At 68.9% G+C, this 14,266-nt stretch carries 14 protein-coding genes and 1 riboswitch; of the genes, 10 read left to right on the top strand and 4 right to left on the bottom strand.

Going from position 1 to position 14,266, the window contains the following annotated elements; translation table 11 throughout:
* Positions 1-61: 61 nt before the first annotated feature.
* Positions 62-643, top strand: a complete 582-nt coding sequence (locus ACWEIJ_RS08205) for a TetR/AcrR family transcriptional regulator (protein WP_449836477.1) — start codon at positions 62-64, stop codon at positions 641-643.
* Here ACWEIJ_RS08205 and ACWEIJ_RS08200 read toward each other — a convergent pair.
* Both ACWEIJ_RS08200 and ACWEIJ_RS08195 read right to left on the bottom strand, forming a co-directional pair.
* On the bottom strand, positions 620-1,837 hold the full coding sequence (locus ACWEIJ_RS08200) for a serine hydroxymethyltransferase (protein WP_449836476.1): 1,218 nt from the start codon (positions 1,835-1,837) through the stop codon (positions 620-622). The genes ACWEIJ_RS08205 and ACWEIJ_RS08200 overlap by 24 nt on opposite strands.
* 13 nt (positions 1,838-1,850) lie before the next feature.
* Positions 1,851-1,935, bottom strand: a riboswitch (ZMP/ZTP riboswitch).
* A gap of 5 nt (positions 1,936-1,940) precedes the next feature.
* Positions 1,941-3,044 carry an FAD-binding oxidoreductase gene (locus ACWEIJ_RS08195; protein ID WP_355438191.1) on the bottom strand — a complete coding sequence of 368 codons (1,104 nt, stop codon included), beginning with the start codon at positions 3,042-3,044 and terminating at the stop codon, positions 1,941-1,943.
* A gap of 390 nt (positions 3,045-3,434) precedes the next feature.
* Here ACWEIJ_RS08195 and ACWEIJ_RS08190 point away from each other — a divergent pair, with 390 nt between their 5' ends.
* Both ACWEIJ_RS08190 and ACWEIJ_RS08185 read left to right on the top strand, forming a co-directional pair.
* Positions 3,435-3,962: a pyridoxamine 5'-phosphate oxidase family protein gene (locus ACWEIJ_RS08190; protein ID WP_449836475.1), complete on the top strand. Its 528-nt coding sequence runs from the start codon at positions 3,435-3,437 to the stop codon at positions 3,960-3,962.
* A gap of 190 nt (positions 3,963-4,152) precedes the next feature.
* The gene (locus tag ACWEIJ_RS08185; RefSeq protein ID WP_449836474.1) at positions 4,153-5,712 is read left to right on the top strand and encodes an MDR family MFS transporter; all 1,560 of its coding nucleotides are present in this window, start codon (positions 4,153-4,155) and stop codon (positions 5,710-5,712) included.
* Here ACWEIJ_RS08185 and ACWEIJ_RS08180 read toward each other — a convergent pair.
* Positions 5,709-6,092: a VOC family protein gene (locus ACWEIJ_RS08180; protein ID WP_449836473.1), complete on the bottom strand. Its 384-nt coding sequence runs from the start codon at positions 6,090-6,092 to the stop codon at positions 5,709-5,711. The two genes, ACWEIJ_RS08185 and ACWEIJ_RS08180, sit on opposite strands and share 4 nt — an antisense overlap.
* 146 nt (positions 6,093-6,238) lie before the next feature.
* Between ACWEIJ_RS08180 and clpB the strand changes: the two genes are divergently transcribed.
* Positions 6,239-8,821 carry an ATP-dependent chaperone ClpB gene (gene clpB / locus ACWEIJ_RS08175; protein WP_449836472.1) on the top strand — a complete coding sequence of 861 codons (2,583 nt, stop codon included), beginning with the start codon at positions 6,239-6,241 and terminating at the stop codon, positions 8,819-8,821.
* A gap of 36 nt (positions 8,822-8,857) precedes the next feature.
* Positions 8,858-9,241 (top strand): hypothetical protein, encoded by a 384-nt coding sequence (locus ACWEIJ_RS08170; RefSeq protein ID WP_449836471.1) that lies wholly within the window; start codon positions 8,858-8,860, stop codon positions 9,239-9,241.
* 158 nt (positions 9,242-9,399) lie between these two features.
* Here the strand turns inward: ACWEIJ_RS08170 and ACWEIJ_RS08165 are convergent, their stop codons facing one another.
* On the bottom strand, positions 9,400-10,563 hold the full coding sequence (locus tag ACWEIJ_RS08165; RefSeq protein WP_449836470.1) for a cytochrome P450: 1,164 nt from the start codon (positions 10,561-10,563) through the stop codon (positions 9,400-9,402).
* Between the two features lie 89 nt (positions 10,564-10,652).
* On the opposite strand from ACWEIJ_RS08165, the gene ACWEIJ_RS08160 reads away from it, so the two are divergent.
* The 5 genes from ACWEIJ_RS08160 (at position 10,653) to ACWEIJ_RS08140 (ending at position 14,244) form a co-directional block, all read left to right on the top strand.
* Positions 10,653-11,384, top strand: coding sequence for a hypothetical protein (locus ACWEIJ_RS08160; protein ID WP_449836469.1), 732 nt, complete (start codon positions 10,653-10,655; stop codon positions 11,382-11,384).
* 426 nt (positions 11,385-11,810) lie between these two features.
* Positions 11,811-12,584, top strand: a complete 774-nt coding sequence (locus ACWEIJ_RS08155; RefSeq protein ID WP_449836468.1) for an SDR family NAD(P)-dependent oxidoreductase — start codon at positions 11,811-11,813, stop codon at positions 12,582-12,584.
* Positions 12,585-12,621: 37 nt separating this feature from the next.
* Positions 12,622-13,176 (top strand): orotate phosphoribosyltransferase, encoded by a 555-nt coding sequence (pyrE, locus tag ACWEIJ_RS08150; RefSeq protein ID WP_449836855.1) that lies wholly within the window; start codon positions 12,622-12,624, stop codon positions 13,174-13,176.
* A 62-nt stretch (positions 13,177-13,238) separates the two neighbouring features.
* Positions 13,239-13,607 (top strand): DUF2784 domain-containing protein, encoded by a 369-nt coding sequence (locus ACWEIJ_RS08145; protein ID WP_449836467.1) that lies wholly within the window; start codon positions 13,239-13,241, stop codon positions 13,605-13,607.
* Complete coding sequence (locus ACWEIJ_RS08140) at positions 13,567-14,244, top strand: TrmH family RNA methyltransferase (protein ID WP_449836466.1); 678 nt, start codon at positions 13,567-13,569, stop codon at positions 14,242-14,244. The genes ACWEIJ_RS08145 and ACWEIJ_RS08140 overlap by 41 nt, the downstream gene beginning before the upstream one ends.
* Positions 14,245-14,266: the final 22 nt, after the last annotated feature.

Raw genomic sequence — 14,266 nt, 5'->3', positions numbered from 1 at the left:
CTTGGTCTCATCAACGGTAGCAGAGTGATGAGACCAAGTCCCATCACTTATCATGTGAGGCATGGGTCGATGGGAGCCGGACGCACGGGCGCGGTTGTTGCGCGCCGCACTCGACCTGTTCTGCGAGCAGGGCTACGAGAACACCTCGGTGGCGCAGATCGCCGAGCGCGCCGGCCTCACGAAGAGCACGTACTTCCGGCACTTCCGGGACAAGCGCGAGGTGCTGTTCGGCGGCCAGGACGAACTGCTCGAACTGATCAGGGGCGGAATCGCGGGCGCACCCGAGTCCGCGGGGCCGCTGCAGGCGGTCGAGGCGGCACTCGTGGCCATTGCCGTCACGTTCACGCAGGAGCGCTGGGAGTACGGGGCGCGGCGGCTCGCGGTGATCAACCGCACCGACGAGCTGCGTGAGCGGGACGCGCTGAAGATGGCCGGGTTCGGTCAAGCGACGAGGGACTCGCTGCGGCAGCGCGGTGTGTCGGAGCTCGACGCGGACGTGGCCGCTGAACTGGGGATTCTGGCGCTGCGACGGGGCTACACCCGGTGGCTCTCCGACGGCGGGGACTTCGCGGAAGTCGCCCGCCGTGCACTCGAGGAGGTCCGGGCCGCGGCCGCGGAGCTACAGGGCGCCGAGCAGCTCTGAGACCTCGGCGGCGATGCGCTCCAGGGCCTGGTCGTTGTCGTGCGCGGCGATCGCGCGGTCGATCCAGTTCGCGATCAACGGCATCTGCTCGGGCTTGAGGCCGCGGGTGGTGATCCCGGCCGTGCCCAGCCGGATGCCGGACGGGTCGAACGGCTTGCGGGAGTCGAACGGGACCGCGTTGTAGTTCAGCTCGATGCCGGCCTTGTCCAGGGCCTGCGCGGCCGGCTTGCCGCCGATGAGCTTCGAGGTGAGGTCCACCAGGATCAGGTGGTTGTCCGTGCCGCCGGACACCAGGTCGAAGCCGCGTTCCAGCAACGCGTCCGCCAGCGCGCGAGCGTTCGCGACGACCGTGTGCGCGTACTCCCGGAACTCCGGCTGCGCGGCCTCGTGCAGCGCCACGGCGATGGCGGCGGTGGTGTGGTCGTGCGGACCGCCCTGCAGGCCGGGGAACACGGCGCGGTCGATCGCCTTCGCGTGCTCGGCGTCGCAGAGGATCATGGCGCCGCGCGGGCCGCGCAACGTCTTGTGCGTGGTCGTGGTGATCACCGGGGCGTGGCCGACCGGGGACGGGTGCGCGCCACCGGCGACGAGCCCCGCGATGTGCGCGATGTCGGCCACCAGCACGGCGCCGATCTCGTCGGCGATCTGCGCGAACGCCGGGAAGTCGATCGTGCGCGGGATCGCGGTGCCGCCGCAGAAGATGACCTTCGGGCGTTCGGCCAGTGCGAGCGAGCGCACCTCGTCCATGTCGACGACACCGGTGTCCTTGCGGACCTCGTACTGCACCGCGCGGAACCACTTGCCGGTGGCGGACACGCTCCAGCCGTGGGTCAGGTGGCCGCCCATCGGGAGCGACATGCCCATCACTGTGTCACCGGGCTGCAGGAACGCGAGGTACACGGCGAGGTTCGCCGGTGCGCCGGACAGCGGCTGGACGTTGGCGTGGTCGACGCCGAACAGCGCCTTCGCCCGGTCGATCGCCAGTTGTTCGATCTGGTCGACGACCTGCTGGCCCTCGTAGTACCGCTTGCCGGGATAGCCCTCGGAGTACTTGTTGGTCAGCACCGAGCCTGTTGCTTCAAGCACGGCGGCCGACACGTCGTTCTCGGAGGCGATCATGCGCAGCTTGCTGGCCTGACGACGTTGTTCAGCCTGGATCAGGGTGGCGATCTCGGGATCGACTTCGTGCAGCACGGCATCACTCCGTGCCGGGCACCCAGGCGTTCGGTGCGCTCGGCCGTCGCTTCCCGGTGGTCAGTTCCACCCTCGGCACGCCAGTCGCTTCGACGTGCCGAGTCTAGTCCAGCGTGAACGGGTCGTACTTGATCCGGTCCAGCGGCGTTCCGGCGACCAGCATGCGCGACACGGTCGACCTGATCATGGCAGGGCTGCCGCAGACCAGGACGTCACGCTCCTCCCACGCGCCGTAGCGGGTGACCACGTCGGCGAGGCTGCCCTGCTCGACACCTCGGACTCCGGGGTCTGACTCCAGCACCGGCACGACCGTGAGCCACGGGTTCGTGGTCGCGATGCGCTGCAGGTTGTCCAGGTCGTAGAGGTCCTCGCGGGTGCGGCCGCCGTAGAACAGGTGCACGCGCGGGTTCTCCCCGTACTGCGCCATCTCGTCGATGATCGCGTGCATGGGCGCCACGCCGGTGCCGCCGGCGACCATGAGGATGTCCGACCCGGCCGTGCGGTCGACCGACAGACGTCCCATGGGCGGTCCGATCCGCCACGTGTCACCGGCCTGCGTGTGGCCGACCACCGAGCGCGACACCCATCCGCCGTCGACGGACCGGATGTGGAACTCGATGACGCCGTCCTCGCGCGGGGCGTTCGCCGGCGAGTAGTACCGCCACAGGCGCTTGCGCTGCGGCGTCTCCACGCTGACGTACTGCCCGGCCTTGTAGTTGACCGGGTGGTCGGGCTGCAGCCGCACGACCGCCAGGTCCCACGAGACGCGCTGGTGCTCCAGCACGGTGGCGTGCCAGTAGGCGGGCCCGTTGTCGGCGTCGGCGGCCTCCTGCATGGCCCGCGCCATCAACGTGTAGGCCTCCGCCCAGGCCATCTCGACCTTCGGCGTCCAGGCAGCGCCCGCGAACTTCTTCACCGCGGACAGCAGCGCCGTGCCGACAGCCTCGTAGTGGACGTTGATGACCCCGAACTTGCGGTGGTCACGCCCGAGCTGGCGGAGGAAGGGGATGAGGTCGTCCGGGCGGTCGACCATCTGCACCACGTGCACGAGAGCGCGCAGCAGGCGGCTCCGCTGCACCTCCATGTTCGCGGGGAACATCTCGCGTGTGGCAGGCGAGAGCGAGAAGAGCATGCCGTAGAAGAACTTCGCCACTTCTTCGGCGTGCGGTTCCACCACCGCGAAGCTCTCCCGGATCATCCGCACCATCGCGGTGACGCCAGGCGGGGGCTCTCGGTGTGGCGGGGTAGGGATGGGGCTCAGCACAGCGTTCGCAGTCATGGTCCGCGCGCAGTCTCCACGTTCTCATTGGCGCCAGCAAGGCGCGGTAGTCCTCGTCAAGCATCCGTCCCCCGACAGAGTGGACAGTAACCCCTGATCGGAGGGTTTGACTCCTTGATGCCACCTTCGAGCGAAGTCCGATCACACTCCGTGAGTAGTTGTTACCGCAACCGTGTGAATATGAGGGTCCGTCTGTACCGACTTGCGTGCTTGCGTGGGAGCGTGTTGCGGGTGTCCCTGCCTGACTTGACTGAAACCACCTCACCCGACCGTGTTGAGCGTCCAGGCTCACGCGGTGAGCACTTCCTCCAATGTGCCTTGGAGACGTCCGCTCGCGCTACACGCTTCTACGCGGACCAGGTTCTCGATCATCTGAACCCGGCGATGGCCGAGTTCGTCGGGCGGATGGAGATGGCGTTCATTTCGACCGCCGATGCGGACGGGGAGTGCGACTCGACCCTGCGGGCCGGGCCGGCGGGGTTCATCAAGGTGATCGACTCCCGGACCGTCGCGTACCCCGAGTACCGCGGCAACGGCGTGATGGCGTCCCTGGGCAACATCATGGAGAACCCGCACGTCGGGATGCTGATGGTGGACTTCGCCGACGACCTGATCGGGCTGCACGTGAACGGACGGGCCCGGATCGTGCCGCGGGAGGAGCTGCCGACCGACGACCGGAAGGTCGAGCGGTGGGTGGTGGTGGAGGTGAAGGAGGCCTACATCCACTGCCGCAAGCACATCCCGCGGATGCTCCCGGTCGACCGCGTGCGCGACTGGGGCACGGACGACGTGAAGCGGAAGGGCGGCGACTATTTCGGGGTCAAGGCGGGCAAGACCGCCGAGTGACCTGAGTTGTCGCGCGGAGGGGTGGCCGGGTGACCTTCGCCTGGCCACCCCTCTTCTCGTGTGCGGCTCCCGCTCCAGCGCCTCGCGCGACCTCGACCGCCGTGTGATCCATCAGCCACCGAATTCGTTGGCCTGGCTAACTATCTCCAGATATAGTTGTATGACATCAACCAACTAACTGGAGGCCTGCTTGAACCGGCCCTCGTCGCATCGGGAGATCCTCGAAGCGCTGTCCGGGATCTGGGTGGCGCTGCTCGTCGCGATCCTCAGCTCCACCATCGTCTCCAACGCTCTCCCGACGATCCTGGCCGAGCTCAAGGGCACTCAGACCCAGTACACGTGGGTCATCACGGCGATGCTGCTGGCCTCCACGGCCAGCACGCCGCTGTGGGGCAAGCTCGCGGACCTCTTCGACAAGAAGAAGCTGCTGCAGACGTCGATCGTGGTGTTCGTGGCCGGCTCGGTCCTGTCGGGCCTCAGCCAGAACATGGAGCAGCTCATCGCGTTCCGGGTGATCCAGGGACTCGGCATGGGCGGTGTGCAGGCGCTCGGCCAGGTCGTGGTCGGGGCGCTGCTCAGCCCCCGTGAACGCGGCCGGTACAGCGGTTACACCGGCATGGTGATCTCCGCCGGCACCGTCGGCGGTCCGCTGGTCGGCGGCTTCCTGGTCGACTGGCCCGGCTGGCGCTGGTGCTTCTTCGTCTGCGTGCCGTTGGCGCTGGTGGCGCTGGCCGTGCTGCACAAGACGCTGCACCTGCCGGTCCGCAAGCAGCACGTGAAGATCGACTACCTCGGCGCCACGCTCATCACGGGTGGCGTGAGCCTGGTGCTGATGTGGGTGTCGTTCGCGGGCAAGGACTTCGCCTGGTTCTCGAAGGAGAGCGCGTTGTTCGCGGGCGGCGCGGTGCTCGCGATCATCACCGCCTACTTCGTGGAGCGGCGGGCCAGCTCGCCGGTCATCCCGCTGCACCTGTTCCGGAACCGGACGGTCGTGCTGGCGATGCTCGGCGGCATCGCGGTCGGTACGGCGATGTTCGGCGCGTCGGTGTTCATGGGGCAGTACTTCCAGATCGCGCGCGGGTTCTCGCCCACCAAGGCCGGGCTGCTGACGGTGCCGTTGGTGCTGGGGCTGAGCATCTCGTCGACGGTCAGCGGGCAGCTCATCGCCAGGAGCGGCAGGTGGAAGGGCTACCTCGTCTGGGGGGCGTTCTCGCTGGTCGCGGGGCTGGCGTTGCTCGGGACGATCGACCACACCACCAACCTGACGCTGATGGGCGCGTACCTGTTGCTGGTGGGCGTCGGCGTGGGGCTGACGATGCAGAACCTCGTGCTGGCCGTGCAGAACGGCGTGGGGATGTCGGACCTCGGGGCGGCCAGTTCCACGGCCACGTTCCTCAGGTCGCTGGGCGGGACGGCCGGCGTCTCGGTGCTGGGTGCCGTGCTGGCCGCCCACGTCAGCACGAAGACGCTCGACCGCGGCTCCCTCTCCCCAGTCGTGCGGGCCTCCTACGGCGATTCGATGGGCGAGCTGTTCCTGATCGCCGCCGGGCTCGCGGTGTTCACGGTGATCGCGGTGCTGTTGATCAAGGAGCAGCCGCTGCGGGACTCCGTGGATGTCACTCCAACGGGTTCTGGTGCACAGACGGTCGCCACTGAGCTCGACTCACCTGTGGATACTGACCAGCGGATTGTGGATAACTCCGGATCTGCTGTGGACAAGCTGTTGGTACGAGTGGGTGACGGCAGCTAGGACGTCGCCGCACGTTCGGCTGCGCTGCGTTCCACGCAGAACTCGTTGCCCTCGGGGTCGTGCATGGTGACCCAGCCGGTGCCGTCCGGCCTGCGCTGGTCGTCGTAGATCGTGGCGCCGATGCCGAGGAGGCGTTCGACCTCCTCGTCGCGGGTCACGTCGGTCGGCTGCAGGTCGACGTGCAGGCGGTTCTTGATCTCCTTGCCCTCCGGCACGTTGATGAAGAGGTAGCGGATCCCGCTCGGCAGCTGGATCAGGCACTCCGGGTCGCCGGGGTTGTCGTCCGGGTGCAGCGGCAGGTCGAGCACCTGGCCCCACCACGACGCGATCGCGTACGAGTCGCGAGCGTCGACGGTGATGTTGTGGATGATCGAAGTCATCCGCTGATCTTCGTTCATCCCCCACCTGTTGCGGCAGGATTTTCGCGACTGCCGTCACGTTCTCGTAGTTGAGCGGAACAGACTCAACTTTTCTGACGTTGTGCAGGATGATGGTCCATGCTGGAAGCTGACCACGAGGTGGAGGAATGGACGCTTTCAACCCGACGACGAAGACGCAGCAGGCGGTTTCCGCTGCGGTGCAGGCCGCCACGCTCAACGGGAACCCGGACGTGGGAACCGTGCACCTGCTCAGCGCACTGCTGGCGCAGACGGACGGGTTGACCGCGCCGTTGCTCTCCGCGGTGGGTGCCGACCCGGCGCAGGTCCGCAAGGAGCTGGAACAGCTCTCCCGCGGGCTGCCCAGCGCCTCGGGCAGCACGGTTTCCGCCCCGCAGCTCTCGCGTGACGCCGTGCGGGTGCTCGGCAAGGCGCAGGAGCTCGCCACCGAGATGGGTGACGAGTACGTGTCCACCGAGCACCTGCTCGTCGGGCTGGCGCAGCACGGCGGTCAGGTGGCCGACCTGCTGCGCAGGCACGGCGCGACGCCGGACGCGTTGAAGGACGCGTTCGAGAAGGTGCGCGGCTCGGCGCGGGTCACGTCGCCCGATCCCGAGGGCACCTACAAGGCGCTGGAGAAGTACGGCGTCGACCTGACCGAACGCGCCCGCAAGGGCGAGCTCGACCCGGTGATCGGCCGTGACGCCGAGATCCGCCGGGTCGTGCAGGTGCTGTCGCGGCGCACCAAGAACAACCCGGTGCTGATCGGCGAGCCCGGCGTCGGCAAGACGGCGATCGTCGAGGGCCTGGCGCAGCGCGTGGTGGCCGGTGACGTGCCGGAGTCGTTGCGCGGCAAGCGGGTCGTGTCGCTGGACCTCGGTTCGATGGTCGCGGGCGCCAAGTACCGCGGTGAGTTCGAGGAACGGCTCAAGGCCGTGCTGAAGGAGATCACCGACTCGGCCGGCCAGGTCATCACGTTCATCGACGAGCTGCACACGATCGTCGGTGCCGGCGCGACCGGCGAGTCGGCGATGGACGCCGGCAACATGATCAAGCCGATGCTGGCCCGCGGCGAGCTCCGGATGGTCGGTGCCACGACCCTCGACGAGTACCGCGAGCACATCGAGAAGGACGCCGCCCTGGAACGCCGCTTCCAGCAGGTGCTGGTCGGCGAGCCGTCGGTGGAGGACACGGTCGGCATCCTGCGCGGCCTCAAGGAGCGCTACGAGGTGCACCACGGCGTGCGCATCACGGACGCCGCCCTCGTCGCCGCCGCCACGCTCTCGGACCGCTACATCACCGCGCGCTTCCTGCCGGACAAGGCGATCGACCTCGTCGACGAGGCCGCGTCCCGGCTGCGCATGGAGATCGACTCGCGGCCCGTCGAGATCGACACCGTCGAACGTGCCGTGCGGCGGTTGGAGATCGAGGAGATGGCGCTGTCCAAGGAGTCGGACGCGGCTTCGCTGGAACGGCTCTCGGCCCTGCGCGCCGAGCTGGCCGAGAAGCGCGAGGAGCTGTCCGCGCTGACCGCCAGGTGGCAGAACGAGAAGGGCTCCATCGACCGCGTGCGCGGCCTGAAGGAGCAGCTGGAGTCGTTGCGCGGCGAGTCCGAGCGCGCCGAGCGCGACGGCGACCTCGGCCGCGCGGCCGAGTTGCGCTACGGCCGGATTCCCGCACTGGAGAAGGAACTCGCCGCGGCCTCGGAGTCCACTCAGGACGCCGCGATGCTGAAGGAGGAGGTCGGCCCGGACGACGTGGCCGACGTCGTCTCGGCGTGGACCGGCATCCCCGCCGGCCGCCTGCTGGAGGGTGAGACCGCGAAGCTGCTGCGCATGGAGGACGAGCTCGGCCGCCGTGTCGTGGGCCAGGCCGAGGCCGTGCGCGTCGTGTCGGACGCCGTCCGGCGCACCCGAGCCGGCGTCGCCGACCCGGACCGCCCGACCGGATCGTTCCTGTTCCTCGGCCCCACCGGCGTCGGCAAGACCGAGCTGGCCAAGGCGCTGGCGGCGTTCCTGTTCGACGACGAGCGGGCGATGATCCGCATCGACATGAGCGAGTACTCCGAGAAGCACTCGGTGGCCCGCCTGGTCGGCGCGCCTCCCGGCTACGTCGGCTACGACCAGGGCGGCCAGCTGACCGAGTCGGTCCGCCGCCGCCCGTACTCCGTGGTGCTGCTGGACGAGGTCGAGAAAGCGCACCCGGACGTGTTCGACGTGCTGCTGCAGGTGCTCGACGACGGCCGCCTGACCGACGGCCAGGGCCGGACCGTGGACTTCCGCAACACGATCCTGGTGCTGACCTCGAACCTGGGGTCCACCGCGATCGCCAACCCGTCGCTGTCCGAGGTCGAACGGCGTGACGCCGTGATGGCCGTGGTGCAGCGCCACTTCAAGCCGGAGTTCCTGAACCGGCTCGACGACGTCGTGGTGTTCCACGCCCTCGCCACCGAGGAGCTGACGTCCATCGTGGACATCCAGGTCGCCCGCCTGGCGGACCGGCTGGCCGCCCGCCGGCTGACGCTGGACGTGACGCCCGCGGCGCGCGACTGGTTGGCGCTCAACGGTTTCGACCCGGTGTACGGGGCGCGGCCGTTGCGGCGGCTGGTGCAGTCGGCGATCGGCGACCAGCTGGCGAAGGAGCTGCTGGCCGGTGAGGTGCGGGACGGCGACAAGGTGCGGGTCGACGTGACGGACGACCAGTCCGGACTGATCGTGGGTCGCGGAGTCTGATTCCCGTTCCCCCGCAGGGCGGTAAGGTCCCGCCCTGTGGGGGAATTTCGCCATGTGCGGTACCAGGCGGTCGAGCCGACGCCCAGAGGCACCTTCACCGGTGTCTTCGGCCTGGTGAACGGCCTGCGGAGGGCTGGTCGGCTCACCGAGGAGCAGGAATCGTTCTGCCGCATCAACGGCGCCTGGTACAACGCCGCCTACACCGACCCGTCGACCGTCGATCCGGCCGTCTACGACCGGACGATCAATCCCGGGGCCGCCGCGTGGTTCAAGGCCGAGGCGACGCACCTGCTGGACCGGGTCGCGGGTTACCTGGCCATTCTCGACGCGCACGGCGTGCGCTGGTGTCGACTGGAGTCCGACGATCCCGGCCGCGTCATCTACGAGGACGCGGACCAGATCGTCGTCGTACCCGTCTGACCGCGAGTTCAGGACCGTGGGGATTTTCGCCACGTGCGTTTCCAAGCGGCCCCCGCCGGATCAGCTGACCCCTGCGCACCACCTGTTCCGAAGGCTGAACAACGACTGGTACGACGCCAACTTCACGAATCCGGCGACCGTCGTCGTGCCGCGGTGGCTCACCAGGTCACCGGTAGCGAGACCAGGGCGCGGACGTTGGTCTCCATCCGGTACGTCAGCTCCGACTCGTCCACCGCGAGCCGCAACGACGGAAACCGCCTCAGCACGGCCAACAACGCGATCCGCAGTTCCAGCTTCGCGAGCTGCGCGCCCAGGCAGTAGTGCGGCCCGAACCCCATCGCGAGCGGCGCCGCACCCGCACGGCCGAGGTCCAGCCGGTCGGGATCCGGGAACACCGCGGGATCCCGGTTGGCCGACGAGATCACCGGCAGCACCGCGGCACCGGCCTCCAGCCACACGCCGTCCAGCTCCACCGCCTCGGTGGTCACCCGAGGCAACGTCGCCGCCATCAGCCGCGAGAACCGCAGCAGCTCGTCGACGGCCGTGCCGACCAACGCGGGGTCGTCGGCCAGCCGCCGCAGCTCCGACGGGTGCCGCAGCAGCGTCAGCACCGAGTTGCCCAGCTGGTTGACGGTGGTGTCGTGCCCGGCCGCCAGCAACAGCTGCAGGTTGGCGAGCAGTTCGGCGGACGTCAGGTGCCCGCCCTCGTCGTGCGCCAGCACCAGCGCGGTGATCAGCTGGGCGTCCGGCCGCAGGCGTTTCTCCTCGACCAGGTCCGCGAGGTAGCCCTGCATGTCGTTCTCCGCCTCGCGCAACTCCGCGGGCGTCAGCCGGGACGTCATCAGGCGGCCGGTCCAGCGGCGGATGTCGGGCGCGTCGGAGCAGGGCACTCCGAGCAGCTCGCAGATCACCATGGTCGGCAGCGGCACGCACAGGCCGGCGACCAGGTCTCGCGGCTGGGCGTCGAGGAGCGAGTCGACGATCGCCTGGACGCGCGGTTCCAGCAACGCGACCATCCGCGGGCTGAACGCCGAGGCCACGAGCTTGCGGGTGCGGGCGTGCCTGGTGCCCTCCATCGAGGTGAGCATCAGCGGGTTCGCGCCGGACGGGACCGTGACCGGGCCGCCGGGGCGGGTGGCTTCGGCACGGCTGAAGCGCGGATCGGTGAGGACCTGCCTGCAGGCGGCGTAGGAGAGGGCCAGCCAGATCGGGGTCGCACCCATCGTGGCGGGCACCACGGGGCCGTGCGCGGCGAGGAGTTGCTGGGCTTCCGGTTCGCTGTCCGACGAGCGCGGTGTGGTGAACGGAAACGTGGCGGGCATGTCCCCAACCACGTCGGATCGGCACACCCGGTTCGCGACGCGGGGGAAGTGATCTTCGTTCCGGGGGCCCGACCCACTACGCTTCCACTGTGGGCATACCGGCGTGGGTCTGGTTCACCGTCGCCGCGGTGGCGGGCGTGGCGGGGTTCGCCCTGCTCGCGACCGACCGGGCGCAACGAACCGCGCGTAATCGTGAACGGCGCCGTTGGGCTGCCCTGCGCGGCTGGCAGTTCGAGGAGACAGACCACGTGCTGCCGACGCGGTGGGAGGCGGGAGCCATCGCGTACTACGGCACCGGGCTCGCCCGTGACGTGGTCGCGGGCTCGACCTTCACCGCGGACGGCCGCAGGCAGGTCTACGTGCTCGACCACGAGACCGGGGGCAAGGTCAACTCGGTGCTGGTCGGCGTGCGCTGCCGGCGTGCGCTGTCGGTGGTGATCGAGCTGTGGTTGTCCACGGTTCCGTTCCAGCGCGACAACGACAAGATGCCGATGCCGGACCTGCTCGGGCCGGTCGGCTCGCGCTACGCCTTCGTCACCGACGTGCCGGCCGCCCGGAAGATCATCACGCCCGACCTGATCGACGCCGCCGAGGAGATCGGTGGCGACGTCACGGTCGTCTGGATGGAGAACGACTGGGTGCTGGCCGCCGCACCGCCGAACTCGTCGCCCGCGCGGCTGGAGCGGCTGCTGCGCGACATCGGTGAGCTGGCGGACGTCATCGACCCGTTCGACCCGGACCCCTCCGAGCGGGAGGAGCCGGCGGCGGAGGACGACGGTGGCGAGGTCTACCGCCCCTCGTTCGGCCGGAAGCAGCCGTAACCGAGGCTTCCTCGTAACGCTGGGTGAACCGCTGTAGCAGGGCTACCGAGCGTCGATCGCTGGTAGCCAGGGGTATTCCACACCGTCATCGATGCGGTGTGATCCACGTCACACTTCACTCTGTGTAAAACATTCAAGGGTGATTCAGATACTCCGTGCGTAAGACGTCGTGTCCCCGAACCCCTCGGAAGGAATCACGATGTACGGAGGAAATGTAGTCACGCCCGTAGCTGTGGCGGGTACGGCGTCCACCGCGACGCTGGCCTACACGGGTGCGTCGGTCGGCTGGTTGCTGTTCGGCGGAGTCGCTCTGGTCGTTTCGGGCCTCGCACTGCGCCTGTTCGTTCTCCGTCGGCCGACGAAGAACGAAGCGTGATCATCGGCGCGCTTCCGACCCCGGCCTAGACCCGACTACCGTGCGGTGGCATGCCAACCGCACTGGTGACCGGATCAACCGTCGGGATCGGGGCCGCCTTCGCTCGCCGGCTCGCCGCCGAGGGATATGACCTCGTACTGGTCGCGCGCACCGCGTCCGCGCTCGAGGAGCTCGCGCGGCAGCTGCACGACCGGCACGGCGTCCACGTGGACGTGCTGCCCGCCGACCTCAGCGACCACGCCGACCGCGCCAAGGTCGAGGCACGGCTGGCCGAGTCGCCGGTCGACCTGCTGGTCAACAACGCCGGCTTCGCCAACACCGGTGAGTTCTTCGCGGCGGACGTCGAGAAGCTGCAGGCCCAGCTGGACGTCAACGTCGCCACGGTGCTGCGTCTGTGCCGGGCCGCGATCCCCGGCATGATGGCGCGCGGCAAGGGTGACGTGATCAACGTGTCCAGCGTCGCGAGCTTCCTGCCCGGCCGCGGCACGAGCTACAGCGCCGACAAGGCGTGGGTGACGTCGTTCTCCGAGGGCATGTCCCTCGCGGTCGCCCACTCGGGCGTGCGGATCATGGCGCTGTGCCCCGGTTTCGTGAAGACCGAGTTCCACAAGCGGGCCAACATCGACATGTCGAAGACGCCGGACTGGCTCTACGTCGACGCCGACCGGCTGGTCCACGACGCGCTGAGCGACCTGCGCCGCGGCAAGGTCCTGTCGATCCCCGGCGCCCAGTACAAGGCGATCGTGAGCATCACGAAGGTGCTGCCGCGCGCCCTGGTGCGCAAGATGGCGTCCCGGTTCGCGGGCGGGCGTGGGCGCACCTGAGCCGGGTGTGCGAAGCTTGCGACCTGTGCGAACTGAAGTGGTCTTGGACGCGAACGCGAAGTCGGAACTCGCTCGTCTGGTGAGCGAATTGGCCGTCGTGCACGGCAAGGTGACCCTCTCCAGCGGCAAGGAAGCCGACTACTACGTCGATCTCCGGCGGGCGACGCTGCACCACGCGGCGGCCCCGTTGATCGGCAAACTGCTGCGGCAACTGACGAGCGACTGGGACTTCGTCGCGGTGGGCGGTCTCACGCTCGGCGCCGACCCGGTCGCCTACGCGATGATGCACTCGGCCGCGATCGAAGGTGACGTGCTGGACGCCTTCGTCGTGCGCAAGGCCAGCAAGACCCACGGCATGCAGCGGCAGATCGAGGGCATCGACGTGCGCGGCCAGCGGGTGCTCGCGGTCGAGGACACCTCCACCACGGGTGGTTCGGTCCTCACGGCCGTGACGGCGCTGCGGGAGCACGGTGCCGAGGTCGTCGGTGTCGCCACGGTCGTCGACCGCGGTACGGGCGCCAAGGAGGCCATCGAGGCCGAGGGGCTGCCGTACCGGTACCTGTTGGACCTCAACGACCTCGGGCTCGGCTGACCGGGTTTTGTCGAGCGCCGTTCGAGTCATCCCGTCCTAGTCTGGAGGACGGGGTGGTGCGAATGGCCAGGTTCCTAGCCGAAGCGGTCATGATGCTGCACTTCGCCGTGCTGGCGTTCCTGCTCCTGGGCGGGTTCGCCGCATGGCGGTGGCGTGGCGTGATCTACCCGCACCTGGCGATCGGTGCGTGGGCGATCCTCAGCCTGCTGGTGCCAGTGACGTGCCCGCTGACGACCGCGGAGGACTTCTTCCGCGCGCAGGCCGGGATGCCGTCGCTGGGCACGGGGTTCATCGACCACTACATCGACGGCGTCTGGTACCCGGAGAGCGCGTCGACGCTGGTGCAGCTGGTGCTGGGGTCGATCGTGATCTTCTCGTGGATCGGCTTCTATGCTGGCCACCGTGCTGCTCGAAGGCTTTCACGCTGTTAAGCACGCGTTGCGCTTCGGCGCCGAGGTGCATCCGTTGATCACGACGGACCTCAGCGCCGCGGTCGGCCTCGCGCAGACGCACGCGCCGGACCTCGTCGAGAGGTTCGGCGCCGCCACCGAGGTCGACCAGAACCACTTCAAGCTCCGCGTCGGCCGCACGCACCCGACCGGTGTGGCCGGGTTCGCGGAGAAGCCCGATCTGCCGTTCGACCGCAACGCGCCGATCGTGCTGCTGGACAACCCGCGCAACCTCGGCAACTTCGGTGCCGCGATCCGCGTGGCCGCCGGGCTCGACGCGGGTGGCGTGACCTCCACCGGCGACGTGGACCCGTGGCACCCCAACGTGCTGCGCGGATCAGCCGGCCTGCACTTCGCCCTCCCGGTCGCGAAGGCCGACGGCCTCGACTTCGCCGGCGAGCTGATCGCGTTCGACGCGGACGGCGACCTGCTGACCGGCCCGATCCCGGACAACGCCGTGCTGGCGTTCGGATCGGAGCGCCACGGGCTGTCGGCGGAGGTCCGCGCGAAGGCCACCAGGATCGTCCGGCTGCCGATGCGCGAGAAGGTCAGCAGCTACAACCTGACCACTTCGGTGGCAATGGGGCTGTACCACTGGGCGATTCACCGCGCTTCTTGACCGATCAAGCACTCACCATGGC

Source organism: Lentzea sp. NPDC004789 (genome assembly GCF_053601075.1).
Note: the sequence above shows the minus strand (reverse complement) of the source record. Positions and strands in the feature narration are given on the sequence as shown.

Excerpts from the sequence above, each read along its gene's own strand:
- ACWEIJ_RS08155 (WP_449836468.1), top strand. The coding sequence starts at position 11,811 with ATGCCAACCGCACTGGTGACCGGATCAACCGTCGGGATCGGGGCCGCC.
- ACWEIJ_RS08205 (WP_449836477.1), top strand. The coding sequence starts at position 62 with ATGGGTCGATGGGAGCCGGACGCACGGGCGCGGTTGTTGCGCGCCGCA.
- ACWEIJ_RS08180 (WP_449836473.1), bottom strand. The coding sequence starts at position 6,092 with ATGACTTCGATCATCCACAACATCACCGTCGACGCTCGCGACTCGTAC.
- clpB (WP_449836472.1), top strand. The coding sequence starts at position 6,239 with ATGGACGCTTTCAACCCGACGACGAAGACGCAGCAGGCGGTTTCCGCT.
- ACWEIJ_RS08140 (WP_449836466.1), top strand. The coding sequence starts at position 13,567 with ATGCTGGCCACCGTGCTGCTCGAAGGCTTTCACGCTGTTAAGCACGCG.
- ACWEIJ_RS08195 (WP_355438191.1), bottom strand. The coding sequence starts at position 3,044 with ATGGTGCGGATGATCCGGGAGAGCTTCGCGGTGGTGGAACCGCACGCC.
- ACWEIJ_RS08165 (WP_449836470.1), bottom strand. The coding sequence starts at position 10,563 with ATGCCCGCCACGTTTCCGTTCACCACACCGCGCTCGTCGGACAGCGAA.
- ACWEIJ_RS08145 (WP_449836467.1), top strand. The coding sequence starts at position 13,239 with ATGGCCAGGTTCCTAGCCGAAGCGGTCATGATGCTGCACTTCGCCGTG.